Origin of the sequence: Streptomyces sp. NPDC006372, assembly GCF_040612515.1 — a bacterium.
GTDB lineage: Bacteria > Actinomycetota > Actinomycetes > Streptomycetales > Streptomycetaceae > Streptomyces.
Window position 1 is genome coordinate 100,921 of record NZ_JBEXQJ010000019.1, and the last position, 18,222, is coordinate 119,142.

General features: G+C 70.1%; 12 protein-coding genes. 1 reads left to right on the plus strand and 11 read right to left on the minus strand.

Annotated features, from left to right (window positions below):
- Positions 1-2 precede the first annotated feature (2 nt).
- From ABZ016_RS25790 to ABZ016_RS25840, 11 genes are all read right to left on the minus strand, one after another.
- Positions 3-2,036, minus strand: a complete 2,034-nt coding sequence (locus ABZ016_RS25790) for a PQQ-dependent sugar dehydrogenase (protein ID WP_356919055.1) — start codon at positions 2,034-2,036, stop codon at positions 3-5.
- Positions 2,037-2,049: 13 nt separating this feature from the next.
- Positions 2,050-3,474: a glycoside hydrolase family 27 protein gene (locus ABZ016_RS25795; protein ID WP_356919056.1), complete on the minus strand. Its 1,425-nt coding sequence runs from the start codon at positions 3,472-3,474 to the stop codon at positions 2,050-2,052.
- Positions 3,471-5,375 (minus strand): discoidin domain-containing protein, encoded by a 1,905-nt coding sequence (locus ABZ016_RS25800; RefSeq protein ID WP_356919057.1) that lies wholly within the window; start codon positions 5,373-5,375, stop codon positions 3,471-3,473. Before ABZ016_RS25800 ends, ABZ016_RS25795 begins: the two co-directional genes overlap by 4 nt.
- 13 nt (positions 5,376-5,388) lie before the next feature.
- On the minus strand, positions 5,389-6,177 hold the full coding sequence (locus tag ABZ016_RS25805; RefSeq protein ID WP_356919058.1) for a Tat pathway signal sequence domain protein: 789 nt from the start codon (positions 6,175-6,177) through the stop codon (positions 5,389-5,391).
- A 4-nt stretch (positions 6,178-6,181) separates the two neighbouring features.
- Entirely contained in the window at positions 6,182-7,369 is a 1,188-nt protein-coding gene (locus ABZ016_RS25810) for a glycoside hydrolase family 88 protein (protein WP_356919059.1), read from the minus strand.
- Between the two features lie 335 nt (positions 7,370-7,704).
- Positions 7,705-8,676: an aminoglycoside phosphotransferase family protein gene (locus ABZ016_RS25815; protein WP_356919060.1), complete on the minus strand. Its 972-nt coding sequence runs from the start codon at positions 8,674-8,676 to the stop codon at positions 7,705-7,707.
- Entirely contained in the window at positions 8,669-9,259 is a 591-nt protein-coding gene (locus ABZ016_RS25820; protein ID WP_356919061.1) for a TetR-like C-terminal domain-containing protein, read from the minus strand. The genes ABZ016_RS25815 and ABZ016_RS25820 overlap by 8 nt, the downstream gene beginning before the upstream one ends.
- Positions 9,260-9,272: 13 nt before the next feature.
- Positions 9,273-13,373 (minus strand): caspase family protein, encoded by a 4,101-nt coding sequence (locus ABZ016_RS25825; protein ID WP_356919062.1) that lies wholly within the window; start codon positions 13,371-13,373, stop codon positions 9,273-9,275.
- Positions 13,370-14,233, minus strand: coding sequence for an antibiotic ABC transporter ATP-binding protein (locus tag ABZ016_RS25830; RefSeq protein WP_356919063.1), 864 nt, complete (start codon positions 14,231-14,233; stop codon positions 13,370-13,372). Before ABZ016_RS25830 ends, ABZ016_RS25825 begins: the two co-directional genes overlap by 4 nt.
- Before the next feature lie 57 nt (positions 14,234-14,290).
- Complete coding sequence (locus ABZ016_RS25835; RefSeq protein WP_356919064.1) at positions 14,291-15,610, minus strand: jacalin-like lectin; 1,320 nt, start codon at positions 15,608-15,610, stop codon at positions 14,291-14,293.
- Positions 15,611-15,743: 133 nt separating this feature from the next.
- A complete protein-coding gene (locus ABZ016_RS25840; RefSeq protein WP_356919065.1) occupies positions 15,744-16,511 on the minus strand; it encodes a hypothetical protein in 768 nt (255 codons plus the stop codon).
- A gap of 417 nt (positions 16,512-16,928) precedes the next feature.
- Between ABZ016_RS25840 and ABZ016_RS25845 the strand changes: the two genes are divergently transcribed.
- Positions 16,929-18,215 (plus strand): MFS transporter, encoded by a 1,287-nt coding sequence (locus ABZ016_RS25845; protein WP_356919105.1) that lies wholly within the window; start codon positions 16,929-16,931, stop codon positions 18,213-18,215.
- Positions 18,216-18,222: the final 7 nt, after the last annotated feature.

The following is an 18,222-nucleotide window of genomic DNA, read 5'->3' on the forward strand; positions in this document are numbered from 1 at the left end:
CCTCAGCTGATATCGACCCGGAAGATCTTGTCCGAACCGTCCGCCTCCCCTCCGTTGTTGTCGCTGTTGGTGGTCGACAGCCACAGCTGGTCGGCGCCAGGCACCTTGGTGACCGTCCGCAGGCGGCCGTAGGTGCCGACGTAGTACGCCGTCGGGGTGCCGACGCTCTCGTAGTCGCCGTTGATCGGGATCCGCCACAGGCGTTCTCCGCGCAGGGACGCCATGTAGACGACGTTGCGGACGATGGCGATGCCGCTGGGTGAGGCCTCGGAGACGTTCCAGGTGGCCTTGGGGTTGGTCATCCCGGAGACGCCGCAGTTGCCCTCGCAGGTCGGCCAGCCGTAGTTGGCGCCCGGCTTGATCAGGTTCAGTTCGTCCTTGGAGCTGTTGCCGAACTCCGCCTCCCACAACCGGCCGTTGCGGTCGAAGGCGAGGCCCTGCGGGTTGCGGTGCCCGTAGCTGTAGACGTAGTTCCCGAACGGGTTGCCGGGGGCCGCCTTCCCGTCCGTCGTCATGCGCAGGATCTTGCCGTTCAGGGAGTTCTTGTCCTGGGCCAGGTCGGGTGTCTGGGCCTCGCCGGTGGAGACGTAGAGGTAGCCGTCGGGGCCGAAGGCGAGGCGGCCGCCGTTGTGGTAGCGGTTCTTCTTGATGCCCTGGAGAAGCACCGTGTAGTCGCCGAGCTTCGTGCCGTCGTACGTCATACGGACCACGCGGTTGCCCTCGGACGCGGTGTGCATGAAGTAGACGTAGTGGTTGGCCGCCCACTTCGGGTCGACGGCGACGCCGAGAAGTCCGCCCTCGCCATTGGTGGTGACGGCGTTGGGGACGGTCCCCACCTGGGTCTTCGCGCCGGCCTTGGTGACCTTCCGGACGCGGAAGTCGTCCCGCTCGGTGACCAGAGCGGACTGTCCGTCGGGCAGCCAGGAGGTGCCCCACGGGATGGTCCAGCCCGTGGACAGGGTGGAGACGGACGACGGGACACCGCCGTCCGTGGCGCACGCCTTGGTGGTGAAGTTCACCGTGTTGCTCTGCGGGGAGACGTTGCCCGCCGCGTCGCGTGCGACGACGTTCAGGGCGTACGGGCTGTCGCAGGCGAGCCCGGTGAGGGTGGTCGACGTGCCGCTGGTGACCGTCTTGTAGACCGCGGTGCCGCTGCGCACGTCGTACCCGGCGACCGCCCGGTCGTCCGCGGCGGCGCCCCAGGTCAGGTCGACGGCGTTCGAGGTGACGCCGGCCGCGGACAGCGTGCCGGGTCTGCTCGGCGGTGTGGTGTCGGAGCTCGGCTTGGTCGTGCAGTCGACGACCGGGCTGGCGGAGGAGGTGTTGCCGGCCGCGTCCCGGGCGATGACGGTGAGGTTGTACGTCGTGCCGGGCGTGAGGCCCGTCAGCACCTTGGAGACCGAACTCCCGGACGCCTCACTGATCTTGTTGCCGTGCTCATAGATGTCGTACGCCGTCACCCCCACGTTGTCCGTGGCGGCGCCCCAGGCGAGGGTCAGGCCGTTCTCGCCGATGTCCGGACAGCCGGGCTGACCAGGGCGGGTGGGCGCCTGGTTGTCGGCTGCCGCCGCGACGCTGACGCGGTCCAGGTTGGGTCCCCCGGCGTCGGTGGTGGCGGTCGCGCGGAGCTTGTTGGACCCGGCCTTCAGCGGCACGTTCACTGTCTTCGTCGCCCAGGTGTCCCAGTCGGCGGTGGCCGGGAAGGACACACCCGAGGCGACCACGGTGCCGCCCACGGAGATGTCCATCGGCCGGTTGGCGGACGTCCCGTTGGCGTACCGGAGGGCGAGCGACGAGGTCCCGGCGGCGGTCGCGCTCACCGTGAACTCCACGGAGGAGCCGGTGACGTTGGTGTAGTCGACGAAGCCGGTGCCGGTGTAGCCGGTGTGGTTGGTGGCGACGGCGCCCTGGGAGATGGCGGCGTCCTCGGCCTGGTAGTCGGTGGCCGCCCGGGCGCTGCCCCCGGTGAGGCCGACGAGCGGTAGGGCGAGGGCCAGCGGGAGGCCCCACGCCACGGTTCTGGTGGGTCGCTTCATGAATCGATTCCCCTCAGCCCGTGAGGTACTCGTAGGGGGCGACGGCCATACCCGGTGAAGCGGCCTCGGCCTTCAGGGAGCTGACCGGCTTCACGCGGATCAGCCGGGTCTCGCCGGGCCGCAGGGTCGCGCTGTAGGAGTCGGCGATCACGCCCTTGTGGGAGCCGGACCACAGGTCGGTGACGTCACCGGAGCCGGTGAAGCCGACCTTCGACCAGTCCACGGCGACCGTCGCGTTGCCGGACGTAGCGGTGTTGAACAGGGCCACCACGTACTGGCCGTCGCTCTCCTTCTTGCTCCAGACCTGCTTGACCCCGCTGTTCACGATCCGCTTGGCGGCGACGCCGTCCTGGTTGACCCCGATGAGCCGGTCGTTGGTCAGCATCGCCTTGTCGACCGGGTCGAGATCGGTCAGATCGGTGCCGAGCAGCAGCGGCGAGGCCGCCATCGCCCAGAGGGTGAAGTGGGACCGGCGCTGGTCGGCGGTGAGCCCCACCCGGTCACCGTTGCCGATCTCCAGGGAGTCGAGGTCGTTCCAGCCGCCCGGACCGGCGTGCGGCTGCCAGGAGGCCGCGCTGTTGAAGCGGGAGGAGACGTGGGACCAGTCGGTGAGCGGATAGCCGCTGCCGTTGTCACCCGGACCGCAGTAGCACTCCACGTCACCCTGGGTGCGCCAACTGTTCGCGTGCTTGCGCCAGGTGGCGGCGTCCGCGATCGCGAGGTTGTTGGACAGCGCGTAGTTGATGGGCCGTCCGGTGGCGCGCAGCGCCTTGTCCCAGGCCTGCACGTCGGGGACGTCGTGGCTGCCCACTCCGTCGATCTTGAGGTAGTCGACTCCCCAGGAGGCGAACTGCCGGGCCCAGGAGTTCACGAACTCCTGCGCGCCCGGCTTCTGGTAGTCGATGTAGTACATGTTCTTGCAGTTGTAGTTCTTCTCGGTCTTCGAGGTGTCCGCGATGTCCTTCGCGTGGTACGAGGTCCCCTCGATCGGCGTGTTCCTGGTGACGGCGTTCTTGGCGATGCCGGGCGTCACGTAGAAGCCGAACTTCAGGCCCTTGGAGTGGATGTAGTCGGCCAGCGCCTTGATGCCGCCGGGGAATTTGGCCGTGTCCACGGACCAGCGGCCGTAGGAGTCGACGACGAAGCCGTTGTCGTCGCACTTCTGCCAGAAGTCGTCGAGGTTGACGTGGACGAAGCCGTGGTTCTTGAGGCCGCTGGACACCAGCGCGTCGGCCTGGGCCTTGATCTTCGCCTCGGTCGGCCAGCGGCGTGTGAAGCTCCAGCTGCTCCAGCCCATGGCGGGGCGAATGGACTGGCCGTTGTCGGAGGCGGCTGCCGGGCGGGCGGCGGCCAGCAGCGGGACGGCCGAGGCGATCAGCAGCCCGACCAGGGCCACGACCAGTGATCTGACGCGGGTGACACGGGTGATGCCTGTCATGACTGTCCCCTCTTCGCGGGAGTCGCGTACGAGGTGCCGATCCATGCCTCGTCGATCCGCAGCCGCTGGTAGCGGGTCGTGTCGGTGGCCGCGGCCCAGGTGGAGTCGACCTGGAGGCGTACGTAACGGGCGTTGGCGGCGGTCAGGTCGATGCCCTGCATGCCGCGGCGGCTCGGCAGCCGGCCGGTCTTCACCGGGCTGCCCCAGGTCGAGCCGTCGGCGCTCAGATACACCTTGTAGTCCTTGATCCGCGCCGACTGCTCGGTGTCCGAGCGGGCGTAGGCGACGGAGTCCTCGCGCTGGTTGAGCCCGAGGTACTGGACCTTCTTCGAGCTGCCGAGGTCGAAGGTGAGGTTCACCGGGAGGGTCTTGTCGTTGTCCCAGTAGGTGCGGTAGTCGCCGTCACCGGCGGCCGAGGCCGCGTGAGAGCTCGCCGAGGCGCTCGCGCTCACCTTGACGCCGGAGAGGATCCCCTGGCGGCCGGCCGTCGTGACCTTGAACACCGTGTCGTACGGGTCCCAGTTCCCGAGCCCGGTGAGGGTGAGGACGCCGCCCGACTGCGACCACGAAACCGCCGCGCCCGTACGGAGGTTGGTGACCGAGGCGACGCGGTAGCCGTTGTCGCGGACGCGCAGGGTACTGGTGCCGGGCGGGGTCAGGACATGGATGTACTGGCGGTTGGCGTTGGTCTTGCTGATCGTGGTCACGCCGTGCGCGCCGTCGTTCCAGAAACCCGGCTTGAGCCCGCCGTACATGTAGCCGCCGCCCTCGGTGCCGTGCAGGGACTCCCAGATGGGATCGAGGTAGGAGTTCGCGAAGTCGTTGAAGTCGGCCTGGTTGGCCGGGAACTTGCCGTTGACCTGGGCGGTCTCCGCCATCAGCGCCTTCACGGACGAGCCTGCGTTGGTGACGAGACGGCCGAGGGTGAGCATCTTGTCGACCGCCGGGTCGGTACCGCCGTACCACCAGGAGCCCGTGGAGGGCAGCTTGAAGTCGGCCTCGGTGAGGCGGGGCTGGGCCGTGTAGACCGCCTGCGGGTAGTCGTACGCCGGCGTCATTCCCGTCTTCTGCTCGTTGCTGATCATGTCCATGATCGGCGTGTCTTCGTTGTTGTTGCTGATCGTGTAGTTCGGGCGCTTCTGGTAGACCTGCGCGTAGAGGTTGTTGCTCTCCCAGTACGCGTTGTCGTTGTCGATCCAGAAGCCGCCGAGGTCGGGGTAGCGGTCCATGACCTCGAAGAAGTTGTCGTAGCTGAACTGCCCGAAGCCGTCCCGGGTGGTCAGGTCGACGTCCTTGCCCTTGTACGAGGAGTACGCCGCCGAGTCGAGCCACTCATGGCCGCCCTCGGCGTGCCACTGCGGGTCGTCGGTCATGTAGAGGATGACCTTCAGCCCCTTGGCCTTCGCGGCGCTGACCAGCTCGCCGAGGAAGTCCCGCTCGGTGGAGCAGGAGCCGGGAATCTTCGACGGCCAGGCGCGGGCGTAGCCGAGGCGGCTGTGGAAGGAGGCGAGGACGAGGTACTGCGTGTGCAGCTTCTGGGCCTCCTTGACCCAGTAGCCGGCGTTCCAGCCGCCGTCGGTGACGTCGTTCTCCCAGTCGGTGCAACTGGTGTGGGCGGGCGCGGTGCGCAGGCCCCAGTGCAGGAAGAGACCGCCGACGGAGTTGCGCAAAAATTCCTGGCGGGGGTTCTCCAGGTCGAGCGGCTTCGCCCCGTCGATGGCGGGCGTGCCGTTGGTGGAGCCGTCGGCCCCGGTGCCGTTGTCACGTACCTCGAAGGCGGCGGCGCGGGGAGTGGTCTGCGGGGCCGCGGGGGCGGAGGGTTGGCTGAGTCCGAGGACCACGGCGAAGGCGAAGAGAACGATCGCCGCGACCCGGGGCCCGGGAACGGTGGGGGGTCTCATGGGGTGTCGCTCCTCATCCGAGCTGGTAGCCGCGGAGGTTGGTGAGCAGGAGGTAGGTGTTCTGCAGGGATCCGGAGGTGTCACCGAGGGAGCGGTAGATGCCCCACTTCGGGCGCACGCGGTCGGCCAGGAAGGTGTCGACGCCGGTCTTCGACGCGTCGATGACGGTCGAGCCGCCGCTCTTGAGGATCCAGCGGACCGAACCCGCCGACCCGTTGCCGACCTTGATCTGGAAGTCGACGTCGGTCCACTTGTCGTGCAGGGGGTCCAGATCGGTGCGGCCGATGAGGATGTCGTCGATGGCGAGCTTCAGCTCGATGGTCTGCCTGCCGCCCACCCGGCGCAGGGACTGCACGACGATCGGCGAGCTGCCGCTGCCCGGCTGCTTCATCTGCATGATGTGCGTGAAGGTGGTGGTCGCCTTCAACGAGCTCGGGATGTACATGGAGTACGTGACCCGCCAGGTCTGGCCCTGGGTCCACTTGAGGTAGCTGCTGCCGCTGGTGCGCAGCCCGGTGACCTCCTGCCGCTGCCGGTCGGTCGACGTGTCGCGGTCGACCGTGTGCATGTTGAAGCGCCAGTTGTTGCCGGTGGCGTAGATGTGCGGCTGTCCGGCGGTGTGCGAGTCGGCGCGGTCGTCCTCGATCGTCTCGAAGGCGCCCAGGCCGTCCTCGCTCGCGGACGGCGCCCACTTCTGCTGCCAGGAGGCGGCGTGCGCCGTGGTGGCGGCCGGTAGACCGACCGCGGCTCCCGCCGCGCCGCCGAGGGCGGCACCCAGCAGCCTCCTTCTGGATGTGCTCATGACACTAATCACCTCGCAGCTGTTCGTTCATGATCAGGAACGCGCCCAGCCCGTGGAAGTCGTTGGTGGCCCGTTTGCGGGCGATGTAGTACGCGTAGTCGCCGACGTTCGTGCCTTCGGAGATGTCGGCGAGCTCGGTGCGGCCGTCGGTGCCGATCGACAGCTTCGCCAGGACGCCCTGGTAGCCGCGGCGGGCGACGGCCTCGTAGTGGCGGTCGAGGTATCCCTTTTGCGCGCCGCGGTCGAGGGCGTAGGTGAACATGCTGGAGCAGGACGTCTCGGTCCAGTTGCCGCTGCTGTCGCCCTTGTCGATCACCTGGAACCAGCGCCCGGTCGCCGGGTCCTGGTACTTCTCCAGGCCGGCCGCCAACTTGCGGAAGATCCTGAGGAGTTGGGCCCGGCGGGGATGGTTGGCGGGGATCGCGTCGAGCACGTCGGTGATCGCCATGGAGTACCAGCCGACGGCCCGGCACCAGTGCTCGGGGGCGAGCCCGGTCTGCGGGTCCGCCCAGCTCACGCTCTTCGACTCGTCGTAGGCGTGTTTCAGCAGGCCGCTCGCGACCTGCAGGTGGCCGCCGTAGAGGGCGAGCTGCTGGGCCGCCTCGTCGTTGGCGTACGTCCGGTCGCCGAACTCCTTGCCGTACTCGACGAGGAACGGGTTCACCATGTAGACGCCATCCGCCCAGAGTTGACCCGCGCGGCTGGCGGTGTCGGCGTGCCAGAAACCGCCGTCGGAGGTGCGCGGAAAGGTGTTGAGGCGGTCGCGGATCTTCTTCGCCGCCTTGCGGTAGCGGTCGTCGCCCGTCTCGTGGTGCAGGATCACCAGCAGCCGGCCGGCCTGCATGCTGTCCAGGCTGTTGAACGGCTGGTCCATGGAGCCGTCGCTCTTCACGAAGCGGTCTACGTAGTCCTTGATGTAGGTGAGGTAGCGGGCCTCGTGCGTGCGCCGGTAGGTGAGGTACTGGCCGTAGAGGTAGAGGCCGACCGGGTAGGACCAGTTGCCGAGGGTGCTCGGGGTGTAGCGGGCCATGGTGGAGTCGACGAGGGCCACAGACCAGTCGGGGGCGGCGGCCGGGCGGCTCGCGGGCCGCACGCCCGCGGCCACGGCCGGGGCGGCCGCCGGGAGAGCGGACAGGGTGACGGCGGCCAGGGCGACGGTCGTCAGCGCTGCGGACATGCGTCGGCGTCTCATGTTCCTCCCTTTCGAAAAAGGCCTTGCGGTGGGGCCTTTGCGGAACGGGCCATTGGCCTGCCGGACCCTTTCATCCGATGTCTGGCGACCGGGGAGCCTCCGTCTACGCGGTCGGCGTCGTGGTCCTGCTCATGGATGCGACCTTGCTTTCCGGAAGGTGGGGGGCATGGAAAGTCCAGGGCAGCGGCGTTCACATGGGTGTACTGAGTTCAGCGACTCGTTCGGCAGCGCCATACAGAGTTGCGCCACGAGGTCACGTGGTCAATGGTCCGGACCGAAGACATCGGATGCGTTTCCGGTCAATCTCCGGCCGATCCCGCACCGATGACACTGCCCTATGTGTCGAGCGCGGCGACCAGCAGGGCGATCACGGCCAGGTCCGGCACGTCGCGCAGGAAGGTGAGTACCTGGCGTCCCGCGAACTCGCGCTGCGCGTCGGTCACAGCCGGATCGACGGCCGTCTCGGCCTGCACGTGGATGTAGTTCAGGTCCGTGGCGAAGAGCATCGCGAACGACTCCGGGCCGGTCACGGCGGCCGGGCCCCCGGCCCTGCGGTAGGCCCGGGCGAGGCGCCGTGCGGATGCGACGTCGACCTCGTTACGGCCCGACCACACGTAGACGGCCCGCGCGAACTCCCGTTCCGCCGAGACCGGCCCGGCGTTGTCCCAGTCGAGGAGGGCCGGCCCGTCCGGGCCGACCAGGACGTTCTGGGGCTGGAGGTCGAGGTGTGAGGTCACCAGGCCGCTCGGCGCGGACGGTGTCACCCAGTGGGCCAGCTGCGGCGCCGTCGTCGCGACGAAGCGGGCGAGCTCCTCCGACCACGGCAGGCCGGCGTCCCGCACCTTCTTGAGGACGTCCTCCCACTCGGCGTCGTCCGGACACCGCTCGTACCAGTCGCCCGGCGCCTCGACGGCGCCCGCACCGGCCCGGTGCAGCAGCGCCATGGTCCGGCCGAACCAGTCCAGGACCTCCGGGTCGGACGCGTCCGCCTTCGTGCCCTCGACCCAGTCGTACAGCTTCACGTACGACCCGCCCGGGAGGCCGGGACACGTGACGTGCGCGCCGTGCCGGTCGGGGTGGAGCCGGGGCGAGGCGATGCCCAGGTCCGCCGCGGCGTCCCGCAGCGCGGCCTCACGGCCGACCTGCGCCGGGTCGCAGCCGAAGAGGAGCTCCTTCACGGCCCACGCGTGCCCGTTCCCGGAGAGCTTCCAGATCTGGCCCAGGGCGCCCCGGGTGACCGGGGACATGGTCCAGGGACCGGGCCCGAGGCCGTAGGTCTCCGCTATCCGGTCCGCCGTGTCACGCATGAGCCGTCCTCTTCTCGCCGGGCCAGTTCTCCAGCAGTACGTGCAGGGCGTCGACCGCCCTGTCCCAGGACGCCTGCAGATCACGGGGTGCGCCGAACGCGCCGGTGGACTCCAGGGCGCAGTAGCCGTGGAAGGTGCTGCGCAGCAGGCGTACGGCGTCCGTGAGGTCGGGCTCCTCCAGGCCGTAGGCGCGCAGCATGCCGTAGGTGACGTCGGCCGTGCGGCGCAACGCGGGGGAGTCGGTGACGAGGGCCTGGTCGAGGGGGATCTGGGTCGCCGCGTACCGCCCGGGGTGTTCCAGGGCGTAGGCCCGGTAGGCCCCCGCGAAGGCCGCCAGGGTTTCTTTCCCGGCCTCCCGTCCTTCGACGGCTGCCGCGATCCGGTCGATCATCTCGCCGCCCGCTAGGAGGGCCATGCGGGTGCGCAGGTCCTGGAGGTTCCTGACGTGCGAGTAGAGACTCGCGTCCTTCACCCCGAAGCGGCGTGCCAGGGCGGACAGGGTGACGTGCTCGAAGCCGGCCTCGTCGGCGAGGTCGGCTGCGGCCGCGACGAGACGGTCGGGGGTGAGGCCGGCTCTGGGCATGGGGGGCTTTGTATTACCTCTCGAACAGGGCCATGTCGTTGGCGAAACAGAGGACGAGCTGGTTGTCGACGGCTGTGACGGCGGTGGCGACCAGAGGGAGGGCGAGAGTGTGGGTGCATTCGCCGGTGCGGAGGTTCCAGAGGCGGGTGGTGTGGTCGTCGGAGGCTGTGAGGGCGTGGGGTTCGCCGTCGAGGGTGATGCTGCGGACCAGGTTGATCCGGGCGGTGTGCCCGGTGAGGCAGAGGACGGTTTCCCCGGTGTGGAGGTCCCACAGACGCACCGTGCGATCGTAGCTTCCGGTAAGAGCGTGGGGGCGGTGGTCGAGGGTCGTGGAGCAGATCGCCTCCACGCCCCGCTTGTGCCCGTGGAGCGTGCGGACACGTTTTCCCGCCTCGATGTCCCACACTTCCACCCGGCCGTCGAACGTGGCGGTGAGAGCATGCGGGCGATCCTCGAGGAGGACGCCGGCGACAGCGCCCTCCACGGAATTGGCGACCGCCTGAGGAACGACCCGGACGAGTGCTCCGTCGGTGACATCCCAGAGTTGCAGGGAATGGTCGTAGTCGCATGTCACCATGCGGGGCCCGTCCTTCACATCGAGGAGGCCGACCGCCCGGACAATCTTGTCGTGTCCCGTGAAGGTGAGGACGCGTTGCCTCGTCCGGAAGTCCCAGACGTGCAGGGCGCGCTCCGAGCCCCTGGTCACGGCATGGGGTCGGCCGTCGATGACGGCGAACTGCACGCTCCGAACGCCGTCCAGCGGCACGAAAGCGTCGACGCACTGCCCGGTGCCGAGGTCCCAGAGGCGTACCGAATTGTCGTAGCCGCTGGTGATGACGTGGTGGCGATCGTTCACGAGGACACTGTCGATCGCGGTGATCCAGTTGCTGTGCCAGCCGCGCGGGGAGGCGATGTGTCTGCTGGTCAGGTCCCACACACGCAGTGTGGTGTCGTAACCGCCGGAGACGGCGTGGGGGCGGCCGTTCACCGTGGCTGCGCACACCGCGAGCAAGGCGTTCGTGTGTCCCGTGAGGACGAGGACGCAGTCGCCGGTCCGGACATCCCAGAGACGGACGGTTTCGTCGTCGCCGCACGTGAGGACATGAGGTCGGCCGTCCACGGTGACACCGCAGACCGATTGCACGCCGGCGGTGTGTCCGGCGAGTGTGCGCAGGCGCTGCCCGGTCCGCAGGTCCCACAGGTCTACGGTCTCGTCGCTGGTGGTGACGGCGTGCGGCCGACCGTCGATGTCGACGCTGCAGGCGACGAGGGCGGTGGTGCGTGCGTCGAGAGTGAGTGTGTGCTCCCCGCTGCGGAGGTCGCAGAGACGTACGATGCCGTCGCCGTCGCAGGTGAGAGCATGCGGCCGGTCGTCGACAGTGACACCGCAGAGGGCGCTGACGCCCTTCGGTTCACCGAGGTCGAGAACACGTTCTCCCGTCAGGAGGTCCCAGAGACGAATTCCGTTCCTGCCTCCCGTGAGGGCGTGAGGGCGGTCGTCGAGGGTCACGCCGCAGAGTGCTCGGACGTCGCCGGGCTCCTTGATGACGAGTCGGCATTCTCCCGTCAGCAGGTTCCACAGGCACACGGTGTCCTGGTAGCCGAAGGTGAGGGCGTAGGGCTGATGGCCGATGTCGATGCCGCTGACCTCTGTTATGCCCTCGGCGTCGTCAAGGGTCAGCGTGCAGTCCCCGGTTTGCAGATCCCACACGTGCACCACGCCACTGTCGCAGGCCGCAAGTACGTGCGGGCGATCGTTGATGCTCGTACTGCATACGGCGGAAACGTCGTCCTCCACCGTCAACGTCCGCCGATGCGCCGGATGCACCAGCCCCCCGGTGGCCCACCGCACCCTCCACCCCCGCCCCCGGGCCAGCCGCCGTGACAACTCCTGTTCGCCGTAGCGCGCCGCGTCCACCGAGAGGACGTCCCGGCGGTTGCCGATGCTCAGCCGTGGCAGGAGATGCGCTGACGTCCGGTACACCGACGCGACCCTCCGCCCCTCCTCACTCGTCGCGGAGTCCAACGCCCGCAGCAGGGAAGCGGGATGAGCGTGCACCAGATACTCCGCATCGGTCAGCAACCGGTCCAGGCCACCCCCCGCCGCCGCATGGCTCGCCAGATGCGTGAGGACGTAGGGGTGGGCCGTCGCCCAGTCACGCTCGCCGTTGAGGGGATCGGCCGGCACCAGAGCCGTCAGGCCGGTCGCGAGTGCCCGGTGATGCTCCGCCGCCCGGCTCGGCACCCGCAGGTACTCCGCCATCGTCTCGTGGTACAGCCGGTACACCGACCCCGTGCCGTGGTCCGACTCCGTGATGTACGACCCCGCGTTCTCGAACAGCCAGTCCAGGTCGTCGTTCGTGCACGGCGTCCCCGACAGCGCCTCGGCCAGCGGTGCCCAGACCGTCGACCACGGCAGGCCCTCGCCCTGCGCGTACGCGAGGGGGCGCAGCAGACGAACCACCCTCTGGCGGGCCGCGCCGAAACGGTCCAGGTACGCCGCGAAGGCCTCCCGCGCGTCGCTCGGCAGCGTCCGTTCCCAGCCCTCGACACTCGTGTCGACGACCTCCTGCCGGTGCACCAGCGCCCGCGCGTTCATCCGGGCGACGAGGAAGGAGCGGCCGGCCTGGGCCGCGATGCCGGTGGCGACCCGGCGGGCCGGCTCCGGATCCGCCCGGTAGGGGGAGAGGCTGTCGGGGTCGTGGGCGTCGAGCAGCACCGCTCGGGCGTACTCCGTCACCGCCTCGCGCGCGTGCTCGTCGGCATCCAGGTCGATGACCTCGACCGCGTGGCCGAGGGCGGGGATCAGGTCGCGTCGGGTACCGATGAGCAGGCGGACCGACGGCAGGGCCGACAGGGGCTGGAGGAGTTCGCGGGCCACTCTGCGGCCCTCGGACTGGTCGCCCGCCGTGCCGGCCTCGTCCAAGGAGTCGATCACGATGGTGACCGGGTCCGTGCGTTCCCCGAGCGCCTTGAGGAGCTGGTCCCGGTCCGCGTCCGGGAGCGAGAGGGCGGCCCCCAGGTCACGCACCAGGTCCGTGCCGGTGACCCGGCGGGCCCAGAGGCGGATGACGTTCATGCCGAGCGGCGGCAGCCAGCCCGCGCCCGGCGTCGCGCCGCGCGCCGCGTGGTCCGGGTCGGTCAGTTCGAGGAAACGGCCCAGAACGGCCGACTTGCCGGATCCCGGGTCGCCTGTGACGACTCGGGCCTTGCGGTCGTGCGGCCCGGTGAGCCATGCGGCCAGTGACGTCAGAGCGGGAATGCGGCCGGTGAAGTAGCTGCCCCGTTCGCCCGCGTGCTCCAGCCCCTTGCCGCGTGGGCCGTAGTGCCCGTCGTGGCGCTTGCGCAACTCGGCCAGGACGGACAGATCGAGTCCGCTGTGCACCGCCTCCGGTACATACAGCCGGTTGTCGAAGAAGGGGTCGTGACCCGCGCTGTCGATGACCGAGTGACTTGCGTGCTGGTTCGGGGAGTCGAGGAGTTCGTTGATGCGCGCGGTCACCTCACGCACGCTCAAGTACCGCTGCGACGGCCCCGCCTGGGGCTTCGCGAGCACCCGCTCCAGCGCGTCGACGAACTTGTTCTCCTTGGCCAGTTCCTTGCCCCGGGCCGCCGCGAGCACCGCGCGCTGGGCACTGCCCCGCCGCCGGTCCGTGAGCTGGGCCGCGAGGGTCGCGACGCTCTCCGTGCCGGCGCTCGCGAAGCAGGTGTCGAGGACGACCAGGAGGTGCCCGACGTCGCTCTGCACCAGGGGCTCGGCGAAGTCGTCGCTCTTGACCGCCGTCGACGACCACAGGCCGGGGCGGTGGTTCGCGCAGAGGAGGTGGTGCTTCGGGCCGTTCTTCTGGCCGTGGCCCGCGAAGTAGACGACCACGACGTCCTCCGGGCCCAGCCGCGTCTCGAAGGCCCACTCGTCCATACCCTCGACCAGCGCGTTGCGAGAGGGGTTGCGGGACAGCTCCTCCAGAACGCGAATGTAGCCCATGGGGGCGAGCAGTGCCGCCACCCGGTCCGCGTCCGCGACGGCGCCCGGCAGGCCCGGGATGCCGGAGTCCTTGTAGGTGCCCACCCCGACCGAGATCAGGAAGCGCCTCCCCGCCGCCGAGTCCGTCACATCAGCCCCTCGGCGATCGCCCGGCCCGTCTTCTTCGCCGTCAGGTAGCGCGGCAGGCTGTGCGGCTTGAGGCCGTTGTCGAGGGACTCGTCCACCACCGCGCCGAAGCGCGGGGCGAGTTCGTGGACGACGGCCACCACATCGCCCGGGTCGGTGATGTTCGTCCACCGGCGGACGTTCCCGGGCCAGGCACCCTTCCCCGCCTCGGGCAGCGGGCTCAGCCGGTTGAAGACCAGCGAAAGGCCGAGCGGTGACCCCAGCGTCACGAAGTCGGTGACCGGCCACTCCGGGTGCTCGCACAGCGCCTCGTACGCCACGACCGACCCGAGCGAGTGCGCCACCACCACCCGGGTGTCGTCGCCGATCTCCTCCGCCACCCGGGCCCGCGCGGCCTGCCAGACGGGCGGCTCGTTCATGTACCGCCGCACCTGCTTCAGGGCGAACACCATCATGCGGTCCGAGTACGCGCCGAAGAACCGGGACCCTGACAGCGCGTCCAGCGCGGAACGCATCCGCTGGGACAGCAGCCATCCCGCGCCGGGGAACGCCCGGGTGCCGGGCTCGTCCGGTGCCGGCACCCCCGGTTCCGCGCGCGCCGCCGCTTCCCACCAGACCATGAGCAGCTCCGCTTCGAAGCCCTCCTCGACGTCGTGTTCGTCCCAGGGCGGCACGCCCAGACCGCGGGTGCCCTCCTCGAAGAAGACGTCGCCGTAGAACGCGCAGGCGACGTCGTCATCGTCGAGCCGCAGCCCCGAACCCTGCCGTACGCCGTCCCGCAGCGCCGGTACCACGTCCCGGCCCATCAGCGCCGAACCCGACCACTCGTGCCCGATCCCGTGCACCACCACGACTCGCGCCATCGCCGTTCCCCCGTTGTCCATCAGCGCGTTGGAGAGGGAAAGAGCGTAGTACGGACCTCAGCGGATCGGCGCGTACACCACCCCCAGCTTGTCGATCTCGTCGCCCGCGCGGCCCGTGAACCCGGCGATCTGCAGACCGGCCGGGGCCGTGAAGGTCTTCATGTCGGACGTGGCCGTACCGGTGGACAGCGTTCGCCCCTTGTCCGTGGTGAACGCCGCTGAGAACAACCGTGTCCGGCCGTCCTTCTGGCCCTGCGTCAGCTTCACCGAGGTCAGGTGCTCACCCGGGGACAGCGTCAGGGACGCCGCCGTGCCGCCGGTGCCTCCATGGGTGAGGGCCGTACCGCCGTCGTGGGTGAGGGACACCCCGTCCAGCCGGGCGCCGCCGCGCAGCGTCAGAGTGCGGGGAGCCGGCGTCGCGGGCAGGTCGTCCGCGTCGTTGAAGGCCGTGCCGTGCGGGCCGCCGAAGAAGTCGCTGGCCCGCAGCGAGGAGTCGAGGGTGTAGGAGAAGTCGACCGTGTGCGGGAAGTGGTCGGAGAGGTTGCCGCCCGCGGAGTCCAGGAAGGACGACCAGTCGTTGTGGTAGCGCGTGGCGTTCAGGCGCACCAGCTTGCTGCCCCGGTAGAGGATCTTGTCCACGACCTCGCAGTCGTCCGTGGGGGCGGTGGTGGGGCAGACGAGCGGGGCACTGCCCTGGGCGGGCGGCGTTCCGCCCTTCACCCGCTGGACCCATGCGTCGGTCAGGCCGTTCTCGCTCAGCAGCGTGCGGATGTTGTCGCCGGCGCGGGTGTACCGCGTGTTGGTGTCACCCATGACGATGACCGCGTTGCCCGCCGAGTTCGCCTGGATGAAGTCGGAGAGCTGCTCGACGTTGGCCCGGCGGGCGGCGAGCGCGTCGTCCGTGTCGTCGGCGTTCGTGTGCACGTTGTAGAGGTCCACGAAGACGCCCTCGGCCAGCCGTACCCGTGCCAGCGAGAAGCCCTTCGGGGTGAGGCAGTTGGTGCCGGTGCACTTGTTCCACTTCACCCGCTGGAAGTCCTCGAAGGGATGGTCCGAGAGGGTGTTGAGGCCGTCGCCGAAGGGGACGCCGCCGCTGGTCGCGGTGCGGTGGGCGTGGTCGTCGCCCGCGTACAGGGCGGCGTGGTAGTTGAAGTCCTCCTGCACGTTGACGATGTCGTACGCCCCGAGGCGCGGGGAGATCAGCGGGGTGTTCTTCTCCGGATGGCCGGAGCTCAGGCCCTCGGGCAGGCCCGCGACGTTGTAGGTGAGGACGCTGAAGGAGCCGGAGTCCGCCGCGGCGGCGGGTGCGGCGGAGGTGGCTGCGAGGCCCGTGCAGGCGAGGGCGGTGGCCACGAGCGTGCCGATCAGTCTCTTCATGGGGGGGGTGTCTTCCGGTCGGGAGGCGAGCGGACGGAAAGGCGAACGGATGAAAGGTGAACGGTGCTCAGGTTCGGGCCAACGCCTTTGATCCGCAAGGGGGTTCGGGAGAACAGTGGGAGACGCGCCGACGTCAGGGGTGACGCAGCAGGTTCAGGTCCGTGCCCCAGGAGTCGAGGACCGCGTCGTGCCCCGCCGCCCGCGCGGCCTTCTCGATGCCGGTGAAGAGCGCGCGCTGAGTGTGCGGGTCCCCGTCGGCGAGCAGACGGCGCACGACGGGCAGCAGCCGCTCCGCGTCCCACCGCGGCTCGCCCAGCGGGCTGCGCTCCAGCTCCCACTGGAGGTACTTGTTGTACGGCCGGACGCGGCGGTGCAGCGCGAAGAGCACCTCCAGGGCGTACGGGACGGACTCGGCGGCGTCCAGGTGGCCCATGGCGGGGCGGCCGTCGCGGTAGCTCTTCAGAGAGCGGTAGGTCTGGTTGACGTAGGCGTCGAGCCAGCCGTCGACGGCGGTTCTGGCTTCCTCGGCGCTGAGCGCCCGCTTCTCGTCGAGGATCCGGGCGACGGTCCCGTCGAGGCGGTCGAGCAGCACCTCGGCGTGGACGTAGGAGTACCGCGCGAAGCTGTCGGGGCGGCCGGGCATGCCGCGGGTGCGGAACTCCGCCAGGGGGATCACCACGAGGTCGAGGTGGGGGGAGCGGAACCAGTCGAGTCCGGCGAGTTCGGAGGCGTGCCGGTCCTGGAGGATCACGTGCAGGTCGTAGTCGGAGTGGACGGTCGGCATGCCCTCGTGGACCCGGGAGCCGCTGAGGACCAGCCCGGCGACGCCGGGGTCCGCGGCCGCCCGTGCGGTGAAGGCGGCCAGAGTGTCGTCGGGGGTGTCGCCCAGGACGATGTGCATGGTGATCTCTCCTGCGGAAACGTCACGGAAAGCGGGTTCGTTTCGCGTCTGCGGCGTCCGGGACACCGCGCAGAGAGATCACCTCACGCGAGTGACGCTACCTCCTCCGCGCGCCCCTCGGTAGCGCTTTTCCCGCGCACCGCACGCCAGTTGCCGGCCTGCCCCGGTCGCCGTGTCCGGTCGTCGCGCGAGCCGTAAAGTTGCCGGGGAGCCGGGGAGCCGGGGAGCCGGGGAGCCGGGAGGCGGGGGAGGGCGTATGGGGCGGGCAGGGCGCATGGCGGGTCGCCGGGCGGGGCGGGCGGTATGACGTACGAGGCGGCGCGGAGCGAGGAGGACTCCGGCGGAAACCCTCCGGCGGACGTGGCCGACTCCGGCAGAAACACTCCGAGGGACGCGGCCGAGCCCGGCGGAAACCGTCTGACGGACGCGGCCGGCGACGGCGGCGGCACCCCGGCGGACGCGGCCGGTGACGGCTTACGCGGCCCCCGGCCGCTGTGGCGACAGCGGGACTTCGGGATCTTCTGGGCCGCGCAGACGCTCTCCGTTCTCGGCGACTCCTTCGCGCTGATCGCCCTGCCCCTGCTGGTCCTGGAGGCCACCGGCTCGGTCGCGCGGATGGGGCTGCTGACGGCGGTGGGCGGCGCGGCGTCGGTCGTGGCGGCGGTGTTCGCCGGGGCGGTGGTGGACCGGGTGGACCGGCGCCGGCTGCTCATCACCTGCGACCTGGTACGCATGGGCCTGTACGGGGTGATCCCGCTGGTGTGGCTGTTCGGCCCGCAGATCTGGCTGCTGTATGTGGTGCTGCCGCTGTGCGAGGCCGTCGGCATGCTGTTCGCGGTGGGCTACGTCACCGTCGTGCGCGGCCTGGTCGGCACCGAGCGGCTCACCGAGGCCAACGGGCGGCTCAATGCCACGGCCGCCGCTGCGGGCGTCCTCGGGCCGCTGTGCGCGGGACTGGTCGCCGCCTGGTCCGGCCCGGCCGCGGCCGTGGGCGTGGACGCGGCCAGCTTCGGAGTGTCCGCCACCTGCCTGCTCTTCGTACGGTTCCGGACGCGTACGGCGGGCGACGAGCGGACGGGCGCGCGCCAGGGACTGTGGCGGGACCTGCGCACCGGTGTCGCCTTCCTGCGCGGCCATCCGGTGCTGCGCTCACTGACCGTCCTGCTGTTCGTGTTCAGTTTCCTCACGCTCGGCCTGAACGACCTGGTCATCTACCACCTCAAGCACGACCTCGGTCACGACGACGGCACGGTAGGCACCGTCATGGCGCTCGGCGCGCTGGGCACCATCACCGGTGCCCTGCTGGTGGCCCGGCTCCGCCGCCGGCTAGGCTTCGGCCCGACGTGGACCGGGGCGGTCGCGGTGTGCGGACTCGCCTTCGCCGGTCTCGGCTGGGCCCGTGACGTGCCGGTCGTCGCGGCCCTGAGCGCCGCCTTCCTCGCCTGCGTCGGCGTGGCGGGCACCTGCTCCATGTCGCTCCGTCAGGAGGTCACCCCGGAACATCTCCTGGGCCGCGTCACCTCCGCCTTCTGGACCCTGCAGTACGCGGCCGCCCCCGTCGGCGCGGCCCTGCTCACCTGGGCCGCCGAGGAACAGGGCACGGCCCCCGTCGCCCTGGCCGCCGGAGCGACCTGTGCGCTGCTCGCCGTGACCGCCCTGTTCACCCCGATCCGCGGGTCGGGCCGCGGCCGGAAACCGGCCTGACCAGGCC

Bases quoted from the DNA above. Each gene is read 5' to 3' on its own strand.
- ABZ016_RS25795 (WP_356919056.1), bottom strand. From the start codon at position 3,474: ATGACAGGCATCACCCGTGTCACCCGCGTCAGATCACTGGTCGTGGCC.
- ABZ016_RS25840 (WP_356919065.1), bottom strand. From the start codon at position 16,511: ATGCACATCGTCCTGGGCGACACCCCCGACGACACTCTGGCCGCCTTC.
- ABZ016_RS25810 (WP_356919059.1), bottom strand. From the start codon at position 7,369: ATGAGACGCCGACGCATGTCCGCAGCGCTGACGACCGTCGCCCTGGCC.
- ABZ016_RS25805 (WP_356919058.1), bottom strand. From the start codon at position 6,177: ATGAGCACATCCAGAAGGAGGCTGCTGGGTGCCGCCCTCGGCGGCGCG.
- ABZ016_RS25820 (WP_356919061.1), bottom strand. From the start codon at position 9,259: ATGCCCAGAGCCGGCCTCACCCCCGACCGTCTCGTCGCGGCCGCAGCC.
- ABZ016_RS25800 (WP_356919057.1), bottom strand. From the start codon at position 5,375: ATGAGACCCCCCACCGTTCCCGGGCCCCGGGTCGCGGCGATCGTTCTC.
- ABZ016_RS25815 (WP_356919060.1), bottom strand. From the start codon at position 8,676: ATGCGTGACACGGCGGACCGGATAGCGGAGACCTACGGCCTCGGGCCC.
- ABZ016_RS25790 (WP_356919055.1), bottom strand. From the start codon at position 2,036: ATGAAGCGACCCACCAGAACCGTGGCGTGGGGCCTCCCGCTGGCCCTC.
- ABZ016_RS25830 (WP_356919063.1), bottom strand. From the start codon at position 14,233: ATGGCGCGAGTCGTGGTGGTGCACGGGATCGGGCACGAGTGGTCGGGT.
- ABZ016_RS25835 (WP_356919064.1), bottom strand. From the start codon at position 15,610: ATGAAGAGACTGATCGGCACGCTCGTGGCCACCGCCCTCGCCTGCACG.